General features: G+C 65.3%; 11 protein-coding genes and 1 pseudogene. 3 read left to right on the forward strand and 9 right to left on the reverse strand.

Features of this window, described 5'->3' with window-relative positions:
* Window positions 1-159: 159 nt before the first annotated feature.
* The 5 genes from RHP72_RS05480 to RHP72_RS05500 all read right to left on the reverse strand — a co-directional run bounded on the left by RHP72_RS05480 (window position 160) and on the right by RHP72_RS05500 (window position 5,770).
* Complete coding sequence (locus RHP72_RS05480; protein ID WP_311094438.1) at window positions 160-1,605, reverse strand: aldehyde dehydrogenase; 1,446 nt, start codon at window positions 1,603-1,605, stop codon at window positions 160-162.
* A 4-nt stretch (window positions 1,606-1,609) separates the two neighbouring features.
* On the reverse strand, window positions 1,610-2,779 hold the full coding sequence (locus RHP72_RS05485; protein WP_042452600.1) for a hypothetical protein: 1,170 nt from the start codon (window positions 2,777-2,779) through the stop codon (window positions 1,610-1,612).
* A 1-nt stretch (window position 2,780) separates the two neighbouring features.
* Window positions 2,781-3,968: a phosphotransferase family protein gene (locus tag RHP72_RS05490; RefSeq protein WP_007734522.1), complete on the reverse strand. Its 1,188-nt coding sequence runs from the start codon at window positions 3,966-3,968 to the stop codon at window positions 2,781-2,783.
* A gap of 139 nt (window positions 3,969-4,107) precedes the next feature.
* On the reverse strand, window positions 4,108-4,995 hold the full coding sequence (locus tag RHP72_RS05495) for an ROK family protein (protein ID WP_118602740.1): 888 nt from the start codon (window positions 4,993-4,995) through the stop codon (window positions 4,108-4,110).
* A gap of 4 nt (window positions 4,996-4,999) precedes the next feature.
* Window positions 5,000-5,770 (reverse strand): class I SAM-dependent methyltransferase, encoded by a 771-nt coding sequence (locus tag RHP72_RS05500; protein ID WP_311094440.1) that lies wholly within the window; start codon window positions 5,768-5,770, stop codon window positions 5,000-5,002.
* Window positions 5,771-5,943: 173 nt separating this feature from the next.
* On the opposite strand from RHP72_RS05500, the gene RHP72_RS05505 reads away from it, so the two are divergent.
* Window positions 5,944-7,158, forward strand: coding sequence for a glycosyltransferase family 4 protein (locus RHP72_RS05505; protein ID WP_058039147.1), 1,215 nt, complete (start codon window positions 5,944-5,946; stop codon window positions 7,156-7,158).
* Here RHP72_RS05505 and RHP72_RS05510 read toward each other — a convergent pair.
* Window positions 7,105-8,844, reverse strand: a complete 1,740-nt coding sequence (locus tag RHP72_RS05510; RefSeq protein ID WP_311094441.1) for a hypothetical protein — start codon at window positions 8,842-8,844, stop codon at window positions 7,105-7,107. The genes RHP72_RS05505 and RHP72_RS05510 overlap by 54 nt on opposite strands.
* Window positions 8,845-8,877: 33 nt before the next feature.
* On the opposite strand from RHP72_RS05510, the gene RHP72_RS05515 reads away from it, so the two are divergent.
* A complete protein-coding gene (locus tag RHP72_RS05515; RefSeq protein WP_007734534.1) occupies window positions 8,878-10,104 on the forward strand; it encodes a lipopolysaccharide biosynthesis protein in 1,227 nt (408 codons plus the stop codon).
* On the opposite strand, the gene RHP72_RS05520 is transcribed toward RHP72_RS05515, so the two are convergent.
* Together RHP72_RS05520 and RHP72_RS05525 are read right to left on the reverse strand one after the other, a co-directional pair.
* Window positions 10,085-11,041 carry an ABC transporter substrate-binding protein gene (locus RHP72_RS05520; RefSeq protein WP_058039145.1) on the reverse strand — a complete coding sequence of 319 codons (957 nt, stop codon included), beginning with the start codon at window positions 11,039-11,041 and terminating at the stop codon, window positions 10,085-10,087. The genes RHP72_RS05515 and RHP72_RS05520 overlap by 20 nt on opposite strands.
* A 169-nt stretch (window positions 11,042-11,210) precedes the next feature.
* Window positions 11,211-12,344, reverse strand: coding sequence for a DUF3068 domain-containing protein (locus RHP72_RS05525; protein ID WP_209448369.1), 1,134 nt, complete (start codon window positions 12,342-12,344; stop codon window positions 11,211-11,213).
* Between the two features lie 216 nt (window positions 12,345-12,560).
* On the opposite strand from RHP72_RS05525, the pseudogene RHP72_RS05530 reads away from it, so the two are divergent.
* Window positions 12,561-13,610 (forward strand): annotated as a pseudogene (locus RHP72_RS05530) (acyltransferase family protein); the annotation flags it as partial.
* A 23-nt stretch (window positions 13,611-13,633) separates the two neighbouring features.
* On the opposite strand, the gene RHP72_RS05535 reads toward RHP72_RS05530, so the two are convergent.
* Window positions 13,634-17,968 carry an alpha-(1->3)-arabinofuranosyltransferase gene (locus tag RHP72_RS05535; protein ID WP_311094846.1) on the reverse strand — a complete coding sequence of 1,445 codons (4,335 nt, stop codon included), beginning with the start codon at window positions 17,966-17,968 and terminating at the stop codon, window positions 13,634-13,636.
* Between the last annotated feature and the right edge of the window lie 41 nt (window positions 17,969-18,009).

Raw genomic sequence — 18,009 nt, forward strand, 5'->3', positions numbered from 1 at the left:
TATGAATGTCCTTTGTGAGATGACTGATTCGTTTTCGACGGTACCGGGTGGATCTGTGGATTCGCTGGGAGTTGGCACCCATTTCATGGGGCTGGCACCCGTTCCGGCAGGTCGGAACGGGTGCCAACTGTCAGCAAAGGGTGCCAACTCCCGGGTGGGTCAGCCCACGTAGCCGGGCGGCATGAGTACGGACTTGGTCTCGCAGAAGGCTTCGAGGCCCTCAGGTCCGTTCTCGCGCCCGATACCGGAGTTCTTGTAACCACCGAACGGCGATCCGGGATCGAAGGCGTACCAGTTGATCGCGTAGGTACCCGTGCGGATCTGCGCGGCAACTTCGAGTCCGTGATCGATGTCGGTGGTCCACACCGATCCGGCGAGGCCGTAATCCGAATCGTTGGCGATCTTGATGGCCTCGTCCTCGGAGTCGTACGGGATCACCGAGAGAACGGGTCCGAAGATCTCCTCGCGTGCGATGGTCATCGAGTTGTCCACGTTGGCGAAGATCGTCGGCTCGACGTACCAGCCCTTGTCCAGGCCGGCGGGGCGTCCACCACCGAGTACGACGCGCGCGCCTTCTTCCTTACCCTTGGCGATGTAACCCTCGACGCGCTCGCGCTGCTTCTCGGAGATCAGCGGGCCGAGTTGTGCTGCGGGATCGGACGGATCGCCGACGGTCATGAAGCCTGCCGCGGTCTTCATTCCCTCGATGACCTCGTCGTAACGCGAACGGGGAGCGAGGATTCGGGTCTGAGCGACACAGGCCTGGCCGGTGTTCATCAGGCCGGACATGACGAGCATCGGCATTCCGGCGGCGATGTCGGCGTCCTCGAGGATGATCGCGGCGGACTTGCCACCCAGTTCGAGGGAGCAGCGCTTTAGGTTCTGTGCGGCGATGGCACCGATCTTGCGGCCGACGGCACTGGATCCGGTGAACGTGATCTTGTCGATGCCCGCATGAGAGACCAGATATTCGCCGGTCTCGGCTCCGCCGGGGAGCACGGAGATGACGCCTTCGGGAACACCTGCCTCGGTGAAGATCTCGGCGATCACGTGGACGGAGAGAGGGGATTCGGGTGCGGGCTTGAGCAGTACGGTGCAGCCGGCGAGCAGTGCGGGGGCCAGCTTGTTGATCGCCAGGAACAGCGGGACGTTCCAGGCCAGCACGGCGGCGACGACGCCGACGGGCTCACGGGTCACCTTGGTCTGCCCGAATGCGCCGGTGCGCTTCTCTTCCCACGCGAACTTGTCGGCCAGCTCGGCGTAGTAGCCCAGCGTCGCCATCGACGGGGTCTGCTGCATCATGCCGACCATGGCGGGCGGCTGGCCCATCTCGTTGGAGATGAGCTGGTTGATCTCCGCGCTGCGCTCTTCGATCAGCTTGGCGGCCTTGGCGAGGATCGCGCCGCGCTCGGCGGGGGTGGTGCGTGACCACGGTCCCTCGAACGCCGCGCGGGCTGCGGACACGGCCGCGTCGATGTCTGCCGGTGCTGCGATGGGACAGCTGCCGACGCGCTCCTCCGTTGCGGGAGAGAACACTTCGAGTACCTGGTCGGTGGCCGGGGCCACCCATGCTCCACCGATGTAGAGCTTGTCGTAGTCAGTCATCAATTCATTCCTCGGTGTTGTCGGTCGCCGCGAGGGCATACGCGTCGTCTGCCTGTGCGGTGTCGGTGAAACTGGTGAATCCGTATTTCTCGTGCGGTCCGATGGCGGCTACCTCGAAAAGACCGGTGCCGGTGTTGGTGTTCGTGCCTTCGGTGAGCGTGAAGGACGCGAGGTTGTCGACGGGGGAGAACATGCGTTGGAACGGTTCGATCTCGTGGACCTTGTGGCGGAGCCCTTGTACGACGAGTTCGCCCTGCCACATTCCGTGACGCCAGTCCTGTTCGAGCCCGTAGCCGGTGCCGATTCCGATGTAGTTGGCCAGCAGCAGTTCGCAGGCGACGGTGAGGACTTCACCGCCTGGCCGGTGGAAGGTGATGGTCGCTCCGGTGACGTCGCGGGTGTCGGGGCAGAACGTCAGTTCGTGTTCGGGTCGGCCGAGCCATTCGTTGTCCCTGGCTTCGTCCGGCCACACTCGCATGGCTTCTTCGACGATGCGCCTGCCTTGCTCGTCTTCCTGCATGATCACCGAGATCGTGAACTCGTCGAACTGCATGACCGCGTAGATCCAGAAGAAGTTCTGGATTCCGTCGACGGCGCGTCTGCCTTGCGGTTCGGCTTCACCGACCGGACGCACACCCCACGAGCGGTCGCGGTTACCTCGCCACGTCTTCGGGTCGATCGCGAAGTCCTCCCCGTCGACGGTGAGCGATCCGGTCCACGTGCCGGTCTGCAGGAAGCGTGAGGTGTCGAACGTGACTCGTTCGAGTTGACGGCGAAAGTGCTTGGGCTCGAGCGCCGCGGGGATGGTGGCATCGAAGGTGATGTCGAAGGAGAGATCGTATTCGCTGCCCGGTTCGAGGACGACGCGGAGCTTCTGCAGCCCTTCGAGCACTTCGATGCGCAAAGGCCCGACGGTGGTGTCGGTGCGGTCGGCGCCCAGAGCCTTCGACATACGAGCAACGATGTGGTCGTCACCGCGGCGCAGTACCGCGAAGGCGTCCATGACGCCGAGGTTGGGGTACTGGCCGAGTCCGACGATGAGGAACACGTCGGGGGATTCGGTGGGGTAGCAGTTGAAGTAGTAGCGGTCGTAGAAGTTTCGATCCGAGGTGGCTACGTGACGGATCGGTTCGGCGATCTGGTGAACGGGATAGTCGTCCATCGGTGAGAGCATGTCAGGCCAACCTCTCCCAGTAGGTACCGTCGAGCATCGCGGCGAGCGAAGCGCGGTGCATGATCATGTCGTCGGGGTCTTCGGGTCGCTGTGACTGGCCGAAAGCTATGGCGCGAGCCTGGATTCGCCACATGATGACCGCCTGACGCAGTGCGGCATAGGTAACGTAGAACTCCAGATCGTGTGGGGTGTGGCCGGTGATCTCGGCGTAGGTCTGCGCGAGATCCGGCAGTCGAAGGAAGTCGGGAAGACCGGGTAGGTTCGCCAGTCCGGCGATGTCCTCGAAGAACCTGTGCAGGAATGCCATCCAGCCCAGATCCATCTCCCGCGGGCCGAGAGTTGCCATTTCCCAGTCCAGTACGGCTACCGGCGCGAAGTCCTGGTACATGACGTTGCCGATGCGCGAGTCGCCCCAACAGAGCACTGCCGGCGAATCGTCCGCGGGATTGTTCTCCTCGATCCAGTCGAGGGCACGTTCGATGAGCGGTGATCTGATCCCGTCGGAGACCACCCACTCGTAGTACGCGCGCTGCTCGGCGATGTGCGCCGTGAATGCTTCTCGTGCAGTCGTTCCCGAATTCGGGAGTCGGAGGAAGTCGAAACGCTCACCAGGTTTGTCGATGGCATGCAACTGAGCCAGGACGTCGACCGAGCTGCGCTGCAGGGTCTTTCGCTGCTCGGGTGACGCTTCGGTGACCCACGATCCGAAGTTGTACGGCATGACGTCCGGTGGCACGTCGCCGGAGATGCGTTCCATCACGAAGAACGGCGCACCCAACGCGTCCGGGTCGGATTCCGACCAGTACACCGCGGGTACGGGCACTGCCGAGTGCTCGCGCACCTGAGCCATGGTGCGGAACTGGGATTCGAGGTCGTAGGCAGGAAAGACCGGCATGGTCGATTCCGTCGGCGCCACCCGAGCGACCAAGGGATGATGTTCGCCGTCCCAGGTGGCGTCGAAGAGGATGGTTTCGCTGGACATGCCGTTGGCTGCGGGCAAGGTGACGTCGGCGACGGTCACAGTGGATCCGCTCGGCACCTTGCCGGCCATCCACCGTTCCAGGCGCTCACGGAGGTCTTCGGTGTCGCGGAGGGAATCGCTTGGTCGGGCGACCTGGGCGTGATGCTCGGTTTCATCGGTCGAAGAAGCAGTCGAGGCAACGTCAGATGAGGAAGCGTCTGGGCTCACGGTCACCTCCTTCCCGTAGGCGTCACGTGCAATGCCCGTAACGGTGTGAGTCAGAACACTAAAACACGTTACAGAAATTGGGAACAGGTGGCACCCGTTTAGTGGGACTCCCTGCGGATTTATCGGGGAAGAACGCGTGTCAGATAACGGCGGTGAGCGCGAGCAAGCCCGCACCGGTCAGAGTTCCGGCGCCACCCAGCTCGGCGGGAACGATCCGGAGCCCGGCGACGAACGACAAACGGGCATGTCGGGCAGCCGCGTCGAGCATCGGTTCCCACAGCGGTGTACCCGACTGGGCGAAACCGCCGCCGATCACCGCGAGGTCCACGTCCAGGAGGGCAGCCGCCGAGGCGATGGCACCACCGAGCGCCGTGCCTGCACGGTGAAGCGCGTCCACGGCGATCGCGTCGCCGCTGCGTGCACCCTCGGCTAGTTCACGGCCGGTGTTCCCCGACCAGCCCTGGCTACGAGCCCATCGCACCGCGGACGGTCCACTTGCCACCGTCTCGAGGCAGCCGACGCCCCCGCAGCTGCACGGTTCGGCAGATCCTGGAACGACGATGTGGCCGATGTGACCGGCGTTCCCCGTGCGACCCCGAGCAATCTCACCGCCGAGAACGATTCCTCCGCCGATTCCCGTCGAGACGACCAGGCTCAGGAGGTTCGGGGTTCCGCGTCCGGCGCCGTGGTGGAACTCCGCCAATGCCGCTGCGGCTCCGTCCATGGCGAGGGCGGTTCCGGCATCGGGAAAGAGGCTGCGGACGCCCGCTACGAGCTCGAATCCCTGTGCCCACTCGGTGATGTTGATGGGAGCGACGACGCCGGCGACGGTGTCCACCGGCCCGGCGCACGCGATGCCGACACCGTCGACCTCTCGGCCGTCTGCGACTCGTTCGAGCAGCGCCGCACAGGATCCCCACGGGTCGGTCTGCGGCGTCGGAACGCTGTCGAACACGGGAACGCGGCCGTCCTCGGACACGACCCCGGCAGCCATCTTGGTACCACCGATGTCGACTGCGAGGCGCATGTCGCTATCGCTTTTCGAGAACCACGACGAGGTTGCTCACCAGGAACTCCCGCAGACCGGGGACTCGGACCATCCACCACGCCCACGACGGGTGGTAGCGCGGGATCGCGGCGAGCAACGTGCCCTGGCTGGTTCCACGGGCCCAGCGTAAGCCGTCCGTGGCGCCGACTTTGAACAACGACACCCCGAATCTGTTCTTCGGTTCGCGTCCGGTCTTGCGTAGGTACCGCTTGGCTGCGTACTCGCCACCCAGCGCGTGCCACGGTCCGGTTTCGTGGCCGCCGAACGGACCCCACCACACGGTGTACGAGAGAACCATCAAGCCGCCGGGCTTGGTCACGCGCAGCATTTCCTCGGCCATCAGCCAGGGCTCGCTGACGTGTTCGGCCACGTTGGAGGAGAAGCAGATGTCCACGGACGAGTCCAGGAACGGCAGTGCCAAACCGGATCCACGCACCGCGCCGCCCACCGTCAGACCTGCTGCGTGCATCTCCGACGGATCGGGTTCGACGGGAATGTAGCGGGCACCTGCGGCCTGGAAGACCTCCGCGAAATAGCCCGGACCGCCGCCCACGTCGAGGACGGTGAGACCGTCGAGGGATCGTCCGGTGTGACCTTCGTGCAGGTCCGAGATCAATTCGACGGAGTCGCGCGCGAGCGCGCCGTAGAAGATGTCGGGCGCGGACTGCTCGTGGCGGAAGTCGCTGAGCAGGCCGAACGAGCGTTTCAGGGTTGCCCGTCGGCCGAAAATGCGGGTCACTGCGGGCTTGGTCACGGGTAGCAACTTTAGCCACTGGGGCACCCGGTCCACGAACACCGTCAGGAGCGCGGCAATACGGACGCTCGAACAGTTAGGGTGTTCGGCAGGGTTACCGGCCGGTCAGGCGGGGCATCCCGCAGGATCGCCCGAACCGGGGTGGCCACCGACCAACTCAGGGAGTAACGCACGTGCGCGAGGTTCTGTTGCTCTGCTGGCGCGATACCGGGCATCCCCAGGGCGGTGGAAGCGAGCGTTACCTCGAGCAGGTCGGATCCCAGTTGGCCGAGCGCGGTATCAAGGTGACGCTGCGGACGGCGTCGTATCCCGGGGCGCCCGCGTCGGAGGTTCGAGACGGCATCACGATCAGCCGGGCCGGTGGACGTTTCAGCGTGTACCCCCGCGCTCTGGCCGCCATTGCCGCCGGACGTCTGGGTTTCGGATCGCTCAAGGGCATTCGCCCCGACGCGGTGATCGACACTCAGAACGGCATCCCCTTCTTCTCCAAGACCGTGGCGGGTGCGCCGGTCACGCTTCTGGTCCATCACTGCCATCGTGAACAGTGGCCGGTGGCAGGCAAGCTCGTCGGCCGGATCGGCTGGTGGGTCGAATCGCGATTGTCACCGCGCACCCATCGACGTAGTCAGTATCTGACGGTGTCGCTTCCCTCAGCGGAAGAATTGGTGGACCTCGGTGTCGAGCGCGAACGAATTGCCGTGGTGCGTAACGGTGCCGATCGGCTCCCCGTCGGCGTCGACGCGGGTGGATCGATCACCAGGGCCGAGCGTCCCACCATCTCGGTTCTCTCACGGCTGGTGCCCCACAAGCAGATCGAGGACGCACTCGAAGCGGTCGCAGCCCTGCGGCCTACGCTTCCGGACATCCATCTCGACGTCATCGGTGGTGGTTGGTGGGAGCAGAACCTGCGCGATCGCGCCGCCGAGTTGGGGATCGGTGACGCCGTCTCGTTCTACGGCCACGTCGACGAGGCTCGCAAACACGAACTGCTGGCGCAATCGTGGATCCACCTCATGCCTTCGCGGAAGGAAGGGTGGGGCCTGGCGGTCATCGAGGCTGCGCAGCACGGTGTTCCGACGATCGGTTACCGCAGTTCGAAGGGTCTGACCGACTCGATCGTCGACGGAGTGACGGGCCTTCTGGTCGGGGGCGAGAACGCCGGCGAGGGCGACATCGCCGATCTGACGCAGGCTGCCGGCACTCTGCTCCGCGACCACGAACTCCGCATGGTGCTCGGTGAGAAAGCTCGCGTGTGGTCCGGTGAGTTCTCCTGGGAACAGACCGGCACCGGAGTGCTCGAGGTGCTGACCGCGCACAAGGACGGTCGGTGGGTCTCAGGACTGGCCGCGCCGCGCGAGTCGAATTCGGTTCTGGTTCAGTCCGACTGAGATCAGCGCGATCGCACCCATCAGGACCCACGCGAGATGCGCAGCGATGACGGCAGTTCGGGCACTGGTCGAGGCTTCCTGCGTGGCAATGTCTCCCGGTACTCGGAATAGCGCGAGATCGTTGTCGGCGAAGACCTGTTCCAAGCCGTCGAGCGTGGTTGCCGAGTTGCCGAGTTGACCTGGTGTCCCGCGCTCGATCAGTACCCATCCGACTCCGAGATCGGCCAACTGCGTAGGACTTCCGCCGGCCAGCAGTAGGTCCTCGACCCGAGTTGCCCGAGTCCCCTCGCCGCCGACAGCACCACCGGCAACCACCAGTTGGCCGGTCTGCAGCACGTCGAGGGGTAGGAAGCGTGGTGCTGGATCCAGTGCCGGCGCATCACCGCTGTAGGGGAAGGCGCGGAACATCCCGGCGGGAAGCACTGCAACGTCACCGGTTTCGTCTCGTAGTTGCTCGGCCACCACGGTCCAGGACCCGGGATAGTGCACGGGCTTCAACGCGCCGCCAACGCCCCACACCAGATCCGGTAGCGCCACGATTGTCACCACGACGGCGGCGATCGAGAATGTCGGGCGGGGAAGGGAGAACCGATTGCCCGCCCACATCACCGCGGCGGCGGCAGCGAGTGCGTAGAACGGTACGGCCAGCGCGACCCACTTCTGGGCGTCACGCAGTAGACCGGCGCCGGTGAACACCTCGACCGACCATCGGCCGACGTCGAGCCCCCACGGAGTAGCGCCCAGGGTCGGAGCGAGCACCGCGAACAGGGCCAGTAGTCCGAGTCCACCGACAACAGGATTCCGGCGTCGGCGCCACAGAGCGGGCACACCGGCAAACACCACGACAAGCAGAAGAACTGTTCCGACCAACGCGAAGAGTGTTGTGCGCGTGGACGGTACCGCTGCCGAGTTCCAGATACCGCCGAGCCCGGCGAGGCTGCCGAGCGTCGCGAGTCCCGGTTCTGCTCGGGCGGCAAAGGCGGCGACTCCCGCTGGATCGGAACCGTCGCCTGCTGCTCCGGATACGAAGGTGGCGACCAACCACGGCGAGGCGGCGACGAGGAACAGCCCGATAGCGCCGCAGACACGCCGCATGGCCGAGGTTCGGCCTCCGGGGGTGGCTACCACCACCAGCGCGGCTGTCAGAGCGAGCAGAGCGCCGGTAGGTGTCAGACCCGCGTATGCCAGTGACGCGGCCAACGCCCACCAGGACCCGGGCGTGGCTCGGCGAACTCCGATTCCGGCACACACGATCCACGGCAGTGCGGCATAACCGGTCAGCAGGCTCCAATGTCCTTGTAACAGGCGCTCGGCCACGTAGGGGTTCCAGAGCATCACCGTCGACGCGACCAGTTGTGGACCGAGACCGGCCGTCGGCAGCAGGACGGCGACCATGCGCGCCGCACCCCAACCGGCGAGCCAGAGCGCCACGAGCAGGATGAACTTGACCACCAGTCCGCCGTCGATCACGGTGCTCAACGCTGCGATCAGCGCGTCCTGGGGAACGGCGCGGGCTGCGGCGTCGGTGAGTCCGAGGGCGGAGTCGGTCAAGTACGAGCGCGGCGTGCTGACGGCGTCGCGCAGCAGGAGGTAGCCGGGGCCGAGCAGCGGTCCGAGGATCAACAGTGCCAGCGCCAGGCTGTACGCCGCAGGCAGGTAACGGCGGTATCCGGCTTGCACTGTCATGACGCGCACGATACGTGGTGCATCATTACTGCCATGCCTCGCCAACCACTCGATCGCGCCGCCGCGGCCGGGGTCGGCATGGTTTTGGTGGGATCGATGACGGCCAATGTCGCGTCGTACCTGTTGGCATGGTTGGCCAGCCGATGGTTGGGTCCGGTCGGCTACGGCGAGTTCGCGAGTCTGCTTGCCGCCCAGTTGGTACTTGCGGTTCCGGCTTTGGCGTTGCAGACGGTGGTCGCCCGCGAGGCGGTGCGTGGCAAGAGCACAGATGCGTTGCGGTCGTTGGGGTATCGATGCACCGCGATCGTCGCCGTCCTCGCGGTGGCGCTCGCTCCGGCGATGGCGTGGCTGCTCGACACCGGAATCGTGGCGTCGTTCTCGGCATTGGTGACTGCGCCCATGTTGGTTCTACTGGCAACGGAGCAGGGGTTGTTGCAGGGTCACGGTCGGTTCGGCACTCTCAGTGCCGTGCTGGCCGGAGCCGGGGTGATGAAAGTCCTTCCGGCAGTGATCGTTCTGGCTTTCGGTGGCGGAGCAGGCGCGGCATTGGTCGCCGGCGCGGCCGGAACTGCGTTGCTGGTGGCGATAGTTCGAGTGGTCGACCGAACCGTCTCGGTGAGCGAGGACCGTCCGGTGCGTATCGGCGTCGTCTCCGTGCTCGCGGCGTCACAAGTCCAGCTTGCGTTGATCGCGTTGTCTTCGCTGGACCTGCTGATCGTCCGCGTCGTCCTCAGTGAGTACGACGCCGGTGTCTACGCACTCGGCGCCGTCGCGACGAAGGTGGCGTTCTGGCTGCCACAGGCAGTGGGCGTCGTGCTGTACCCGAAGATGGCGAATCCGGCGCACTCGGCGCAAGCGGTTCGCTCGGCGTTGGCGGTGCTCGTCGGCATCGGCGCCGTGTTGGTTCTGGGGGCGGCGGTTGCCGGCCCGCTGGTGCCGATGCTCGTGGGCGACGCGTACGCCGCCGTGGCTCCGATGCTGTGGGCCTTCGCCCTGCACGGTGCAGCGCTAGCGGTACTCCAGGGTGCCTTGCTGTCCGCAATCGCATCAGAACGCACGCGAGTGGCCCTTCTGGCGTGGGCAGGACTGGTTGTGGAGGCGACGGTCATGCTGGTGTGGGCGAAGACGCCGGGAGAGTTGATCGGCGTTGCCGTGGTGGTTGCGTCGACGACGGCGTTGTCGGTGTCCGTCGCCGCAGTGCGAAGTGCCGACCGCGCCCGGCCGGCACCTCACACCGGCGTCAGTTCTCCAGACGCGTGAACAAATCGTCGAAGTAGTCGAGCGTACGCATCGCGGTGTAGACGGATCCGTAGTTGATGTTCCCGCCCGTGTAGACGACGTTGTCGCCTTGTACTGCGCGGATACGGTTCCACATCGCGCGGTCGTTGCTGACGGGATCCACGCCGGGCGCGGTGGTGACGATCATTCCGTCGGCCGAGTCGAGAGCAGTCACGAGGTTTTCGGTAGAGATCTCCTTCTGTCCCTCGACCGGCCACTGGAGTTGGACGCCGAGGTCTTCGGCCACCTGTGTGGAGATGCCCTTGCGGTTGACGCCGTTGACCTTCTGATTCACGTAGTTCAGCAGCACGATCTGCTTGCTCGCCAAGCTCGGGGCGTGGCGTTCCTTCAATCCGGCTGCCTTGTCCTCGTACGCTCCGATGACCTGACGGACGTCGGGGTTCTCGGTGCGATTCAGCCAACTCGCCAGCTGATCGATGTTCTCGCGCCACGGGCGCGTGAAGTCCATCGGAAGCACAGGCGCTGTCTGGCTCAACTGCTGTAGCGGCCACATGTCGGAGGCCTCACCGATGTCGGTGCAGATGATCAGGTCCGGTTCCAGCGCGAGAATTGCCTCGACGTTGACCGGTGCCTCGAACACCTGTGCCGTGGGATCGGCCGGAACCCACGGCTCGGCGGCGTCGAAGCTGTACGCGATGACCGGCAGGCCCATCGCAACGGCTGGTTCGAGGTCGAGTCGGGAGTCGATGGCGACGACGCGTTTCGGTGTCACCGGAATGTCGTAGGTTCCGAGCGAGGTCGTGACCGTGCGCATCCCGGCCGAATCGCCCTCGGTACCGGCGGACCTCGCGCAACCGGCGGCGAACAGCCCGGAGAATGCAGCCGTGCCGACAACAAATCTCCGTCGCGTCAGATCGCTGACACAGATGTGCGAACCCAGAACTGTTGATGCGGGCATGTGGCTCCTCGTGTTCGGGGTGGTCTGGACTTCCAGAAAACGCTAAGCCCGCAACCACGCGGAGGGAACGACCCGTTGCGCCAATCCGTACGCCGATCCGGCAACAAAGCCCCGAAACGCAGCAGAGCGCCCCTTCCGTGTGGAAGGGGCGCTCTGCTTACTGTCTGAATCAGTCCTTGCGCAGATCCGGACGCGGAATCACCTGAGTGTCGTCCGAGGTCCAGTCGTGCTCACCCGGAGCCGGCTCGGGCGAGCCCTGGCCGCTGGGATTCTGGTTCGTTCCGCCGTGTGCAGCGCGGGCCGGAGTTCCGCCCTTGCCGCCGCGAATGCCGAGGAAGATACCGGCGATCAGCGCGATGACACCGAGGACACCTGCCACGATCGGGACTGTGCGGCCGAACAGCGAGAGCTTGTCCATGCCGTCACGTGCCTGCTGGACCTGGTACTCGATGGTTGCTTCGTCGAAGGGCAGCGTGACCTTGAGAACCTCGACGTCGACCGAGTCCTTGTTGCGTCCGTAGTACTGGTGCAACTGCTCCTGGCCCTTGACGACGACGCCGGTCTTGGGCTCGACCCACAGGTCACGGACGTTGGTGTACCAACGCGTCATCGTGATCGGAGTAGCGCCACCGGGAACGCCCCAGGTGTCGGCGGGCAGGCTCAGCTTGTTGGTGGGGGAGTTGACGACCTTCGACAGGTCGACGGGATCGATCGTCTGCTGGAAGTGGTACACCTTCAGACCGTTGATCTCGGTCTCTTCGACGAAGTCGATGTCCTTCGTGGCGCGAGCGTTCAGGTCGAAGTAGGGGTAGCTCTTCTGTTCCGTGTTGAACGGGAACTTGTACTGCAGACCGTCGCGGGAAACTTCTTCGGCGGGCTGGTCGCTGGACGTCTGGACGGTTCCGACCGGATCGTTGGTCGGCATCGAGCTGACGCGATCGAGCGTGACGCGGTCCAGGGTTGCGGTCAGCAGTCCGGTGTCGCCCTGCTTGTCGGTACGACGGACGGTCTGGCCGGCTTCGACGGTGATGATGTCGGCGTCGGACGGGTCCTGCGTGGTGACGTAGCGCTGAGCGACGATCGGCACGTTGGTGTCGACCTGCGCCTTACCAGCGAGGAGGGCCGCCGAGTTGAGGACGCTACCGGTGCCTGTGGCGACGGTGGTCACCTCGAGGTCGAGTGGCGTCTTCTCCAGCTTGCCTACCGTGTAGGTAGGAATGAGGATGGCGATGGCCAAAAGGAAGGCACCGAGGCCCACCAGAATGCAAGGAAGTATCCGGCTCGGCCCTGAGCGTTCCGCCATGCTGTGACTCCTAACCCGTTAAGTCTTTCGAGGTTCCCCAACCGGCACAATATGAGCTGCGCAGATCGCATGGGGCCCCCGATGGACACCATGTGTGGCAGAACACTAACAGTCCACCGGCCCGGTTTGTCGCATGAGGGCATGAATTGGCCAGGCATTTTGTTGTGAGTCCCTGGTGGTTTCCCTCAATCGGCCTGGGGTGCACACTTATCCGTGATGATCAGTTCCACGAATTCCCCTCAGACGGTCCCGCCACAGGCTCGGGGCTTCGTTCCGGCATTGGACGGTATGCGTGGATTGGCGGCGCTCGGTGTCCTCGTCACCCATGTCGCGTTCCAAACCGGTGAAGCGCAGTCCGGCGCGATCGGGCGCGCGTTCGGTCGACTCGATCTCGCCGTAGCGGTGTTCTTTGCCTTGTCCGGATTTCTCCTGTGGCGCCCCCACGCGGCAAAGGCCCGCGGAATCGGGCAACCGCAGCCGACGGTCCGATATTGGATCTCGCGTGCAACGCGAATCCTGCCGGCGTACTGGGTGGCGGTGGTGCTGATCCTGCTGTTCCTGCCCGGAGCCGGCGGGGGTTACCAGGTATGGCTGGCGAATCTCGGGTTGGCGCAGGTGTTCGTGCCGTTGACACTCACCGAGGGCCTCACGCAGATGTGGAGCCTGTCGGTCGAGGTTGCGTTCTATGTACTACTGCCGCTGTTCGCGTATCTGATGGTGCGACTACGCGGAAACTCGGCCCGGTTCCGGCTACCGCTTCTGCTCGGGGTGTCAGTGTTGGCGCTGACGTGGGCTTTCATTCCGATCCCGACTCCGGACGCCATTCACCACGACAACTGGCTGCCGGGCTACCTGCCGTGGTTCGGCGCAGGCATGGTGCTGGCCGAGCTGGCCGTGGGCCCGTCGACGTGGATGCATCGCCTCGCGCACCGGCGGGTGCTCCTGACTTTTGTTGCGTGTGTGGCCTTCGTTCTCTCGTGCACCGATCTGGCCGGGCCCGAAGGTCTGGTGCGGCCGGAGCCGTGGCAGTACGCGATCAAGATTGCACTCGGCGCGATCATCAGCTTCTCGTTGATCGCTCCACTGGTTCTGCGCGATCAATCGCAGCATCGATTCCTGGCGAGCCCGCTGGCGTTGGCAATCGGACGCTGGTCCTACGGGCTGTTCATCTGGCACCTGGCCGTACTGAACGCTGTGTTCCCCGTGTTCGGCATAGTTCCGTTCTCGGGCAGCTTCTTCTACGTCCTGGCCCTGACGGTCGTCCTGAGCGTCGCTGTGGCCTCGGCCAGTTACGCCTTGGTGGAGGAACCGGCGCGCGTCGCGGTCACGCGCTGGGAGAAGCGCCGCCATATCGGTGAACCGGCAAAGGGCAACGCGGCCAACCCGGTCACGACCAAGGCCACCAACATCGAGAACTGAATCGCGAACGAATCGCCCACATAGCCGCCCGGTGCCCGCCACGGTCCGGTCGAGAGCAGCGTGATGCCGATCATCGCGGCCACGCCGGCGGTGCCGACGAGAATGCGTGCGGTCCGAGCGGGGCCGAAGATTCGCAGCGCGGCAAGTCCGAGGATCGAGCACACAACTGCGATCGCCGCTCCCACTCCGCCGCCGATGACGGTGGCCGCCGCGAGCACGCCCACCCATCCTGCCGCGACGCTGCGCCACGGACGGGGTGGTGTGAGGGACTTGGGCTCTCGGCGCGTAGGGACAAGTGCCGCGAACAGCAGTGGGATCAGCAACACGAGCCCGCCGAATATGCCGAGGCGGTACCAACGGTCGCTGGGGAAGTCGATGGTGACGGTTCCCGCGGTGCCTGCCGGCACGATCCAGCCCTGCTGCCAACCGTTCACGACCACCGGCGTCAGCTCGGAACCGTCCGGCGCGGTGGCGATCCAACCGATGCTGGTGCTCTCGGGATTGACGATCAGCTGATCGGTGGACGAGTTCGTGACGGTGAGTTCCCGGTGATTCGCCGTCCACGAGGTCGATTCGAGCGGTGTATTCCGTTGCGCGGCTGAAGGACCGACCGCCGTCAGATCGAGGTTGTCGACCGAGAATGCCGGGCCTGGTTCGACGACCACTTCGGGCTGGCCCGCCGGCAACGTCGCCGACGCGTCCAGACCGCACACACGTGCCTCGACGGGTGCGCCGGTCCGGAGTTGCGTCGCCGTCGCCGTGATCGAGGTGGGGAATTGCTGTCCGGCAACCGAAATGGTCGGGCCATCGCCACAGGTGACGGTGACGGTGCGGTTGTCGAATGAGTCCGAGCCCTGCACTCCCGAACCGGCGATCGGGGTTCCGTCGGCACCGATGACGCCGACCTCGGCGAGGCCGGTGGGCTGCGCCTGGGCGAAGCCGAGCGCCGTCTGATCGAGGACCGGTTCCCAATCGGTGATGCTCAGGACGATCTTGTCGGTGACGAAGGGGGAGAGGGTAATTCGACTGGTTCGAGGCGTGTCGTCCGAGGGTTCGGGCAGCTCTCGCACCTGCGGCCCGTTGCCGAGATTCACCGCGACGCTGGTCGGCAGCGACGGCAGGGTGCCGAGTCCCCGCGTGATGTCCAGGCCGGTGACCAGGGTCGGCTCGGGAAGATTGAGAGTCAGCGTCGGTTTCGGGCCGCCCGGTTCGGTGGTGCTCTGCGGCGCCGACCACGTGGTGCGTGCGTCGCCGTCGGTGGCAGCGAAGGCAGATCCGCGTGTGTCGCCGATGTCGCTCGAACCCGAAGCCGTGATTCGGCCGGGGACGGAAAGCAGATCTTCGAGGGCGTTGCCCTGACGCGCCCGGACGGTCAGTGTCGGTGCAACGACTGTATTTTCGGGCACCGTGAGTGTGCGTTGGAAACGGCTCGGCTCTTCGGGTATCGCCATGAATGCATTGCTGCACCGCACGCGGTCGGTCGAGTCCGCGCACGCGTTGCGACCGGGGAACTCCTGGCTCAGATTCCAGGCGGTCACGGATGCGCCCGTCGGCGTATTCGGCAGGACCGTGTCGAAACGGATCGGTACGGTCTTCGGTGCGCTGCGATCGGAGAAGTCTTCGACGGAGAGTTCGCTGATGCCGAACTGTGTTCCAGGCGATCCGTTTTCGGTGTGAGTCGCTGTGATGCGTACCCACGGAGTGGTGCCGCCCGGGATCGAGACGGTGATGGGCTCACCGGGACGCTCCACCTTCACCGCTGTGCTGCCGTTCGGTGTCGAGACCTCGAGCCATTTGACGGGAGCACCGATTGCCGCGGCACTGGTGGTCAGATGAAGCAACCCGCTGGAAATCGGTGTGTCGAAGTCGATCTGCAACCACTGGCCCAGGGCTCGCTCGATGCCGTTGCTGAACCAGCCGGTGGCGGGATCGCCGTCGACCGTCGACGCGGGACTGCTCGACGGTGAAGTGCCGCCCAGCTGGGTGGCATCCGAGGCGGCGCTGGAGACGGTGATCGAAGCTCCGCTCCAACGGCCTTCCACGAGAGGCGTGTTCGCAACCGGGTAGTCGGGCACCAGATTGTAGGTACGACGAGCGTCGTCGGGGGTGCGCAGGGCGGAACTGTGGTTGTCGACCTGACCGAAATCGGTTTCCCGATCGCGCGGTGTGTCGGTGACGGTGACAGAATCGACGGGCAGTCCCGCAGCTTCGGCGTCGGCGGCAAGAATCATCGGCCCGGTCCCCGGAACCAGCCCGCTTTCGTGAAGTCGCACAGACGATTCCGGCCCACCTTGTACACGCGGAACCTGGTTCAGGTCGACGGAGTACGGGCCGCTGACCGCCGGGGTGCCGTCGGGCGGGGTGACCTCGAAGATCTCGATGGCTGGGTAACCGGGCCGCAGATCGCTGTCCGCGACCAGCCCTTCGATCGGTTCGGGGCTGTCGTCTTCACCGAAGTGGGCGACTCGCTTGATCCCCGGCGAGCCTTCGACCGCCTGGTGCACGAGTATCGGTCTGGCCGAGCGCGACGTTTCGCCGTCGAGGTCGTTGCGCATCACCAGGTAGTGGATGCCCTGCCCCAGCAAGGTCTGTGCGAGGCCGTCCGACGGACGTCCGTCGGCGATGAGACGTTGCACCGAATCGAGCGCTCGGATGGCGCCGGGAGGGGTCAGCGGGACCGAGTCACGTACTGCCCACGGCGTACTCGCCAACGCCTGAAGCGGTTCGTCACGCGTCAGACCCCACACCTGGCTGCCGAAGGGCGCTCCCGGGACGACCAGGGCACGTTCGGCTTCCGATCCGGGGGAGGTGTTGTCCTCGAGCCACTGCGCCGCCTCGTTCCAGTACGAGGGGACGTCCGGATACGCACCGCGGGGAGCGAGCTTTCCCGTCCAGGCCAAGGCGGTCGAGAGGGTGAGGGCAACGAGGATCAGGCTGGTCAGTGCGACCATCGGTTCGCGCTCGGGATGGGCGAACGCGCGGCGCCATCGGGCGAGTGGAACCGATCCCGGCAGTGGCACTTTGGCCAGCAGGTGTGCGAGTCCGAGCACCAGCGGCAGACGGACCAACGGCTCGAGCTTGTGGACGTTGCGCAGCGGCGCGCCTGCCGAGTCGAGGAACAGGCGCACCGACTCCGACACCGGCGAGCTGAGTTCACCCAAGTAACCCGCGGCCAGGCCGGTGATACCGACGAACAGGATGAGCGTCAGCCGGCCGCGAGCAGGCATGGACCGCATGCAGAGCCCGGCGAGGCCGGCGGCGGCAACCAGGCCGGTGGCGACGACTGCTGCGGGTTGGGTGACCAGGACGGCGCCGGCAATGCGTTCGGGGGAGACGAACGGGGTCCAACTGTCCGTGCCGCGAAGTATCTCGGCGAGCGATGCCCACTGAGTGGTGACACCGGCGGACTCGATGTAGTCGAGAAACGGTGGGCTGATCTTGCCGAGCAGAAGTAGCGGCACGATCCACCAGAGGGTGCCGAGAGCGACGAACAGCGCCCACCACGCGGTGAACGTCAGCCATGTTCGGTTGGGTTTGTGCGAGAGCCACCAGATGATCGCGACCAGGCAGGCCGCGGCGGTGGCGACGGCGTTGATCGAACCCATGAGTGCGACGGCAAGTGCGGATTGTGCGGCCAACCGCCTCAACCCCCGTGAGTGGTCAGGGAGTCCAGGGACTCCTTTTCCACGCACAGGGCCGAAGGCCAAAACCACCGGCAACAACACCCACGGCGCCAACATCATCGGAAGGGTTTCCGAGGAAATCGAACCGAGCGTGGTCAGCACGCGGGGAGAAAGAACAAAGGCAACCGCTGCAATCACGCGCGAACTACGGCTGCCGATGCCGAGAGCCTCGGCAACTCGGATGATGCCCCAGAAACCTGCGATCAGAAGCAGCGCCCACCAGATGCGCTGGGTGACCCACGGCGGAACGTTCGCCAACTCGCCGAGCGCGAAGAACGGCCCGTGCGGAAAGAAATATCCGTAGGCCTGGTTTTGAACCTGGCCGAGCGGGGCCTGACTACTCCACTGATGCGAGGCGCGTTCGAGAAAACCGAACGGATTCTGCGTCAGGTCGTACTTGGTGTCAGCGGTGATCAGACCCGGCGATTGCAGAAAAGTGAGAAGAAACGCTACGACGGCGGCGCCGAACAGCCACCGCTTCGACAGGGGCTCTGCCGACGGGGCGGTGTCTACCGAAGACACCGCTGCGTCGGCGGAAGAACGGGAACTCGCGAGGCCTGCGC

This window comes from Rhodococcus sp. SG20037 (assembly GCF_031763325.1).
In the GTDB taxonomy this organism is placed as follows: Bacteria; Actinomycetota; Actinomycetes; order Mycobacteriales; family Mycobacteriaceae; genus Rhodococcus_F; species Rhodococcus_F qingshengii.

Bases quoted from the DNA above. Each gene is read 5' to 3' on its own strand.
- RHP72_RS05480 (WP_311094438.1), bottom strand. From the start codon at position 1,605: ATGACTGACTACGACAAGCTCTACATCGGTGGAGCATGGGTGGCCCCG.
- RHP72_RS05485 (WP_042452600.1), bottom strand. From the start codon at position 2,779: ATGCTCTCACCGATGGACGACTATCCCGTTCACCAGATCGCCGAACCG.
- RHP72_RS05495 (WP_118602740.1), bottom strand. From the start codon at position 4,995: ATGCGCCTCGCAGTCGACATCGGTGGTACCAAGATGGCTGCCGGGGTC.
- RHP72_RS05510 (WP_311094441.1), bottom strand. From the start codon at position 8,844: ATGACAGTGCAAGCCGGATACCGCCGTTACCTGCCTGCGGCGTACAGC.
- RHP72_RS05515 (WP_007734534.1), top strand. From the start codon at position 8,878: ATGCCTCGCCAACCACTCGATCGCGCCGCCGCGGCCGGGGTCGGCATG.
- RHP72_RS05520 (WP_058039145.1), bottom strand. From the start codon at position 11,041: ATGCCCGCATCAACAGTTCTGGGTTCGCACATCTGTGTCAGCGATCTG.
- RHP72_RS05525 (WP_209448369.1), bottom strand. From the start codon at position 12,344: ATGGCGGAACGCTCAGGGCCGAGCCGGATACTTCCTTGCATTCTGGTG.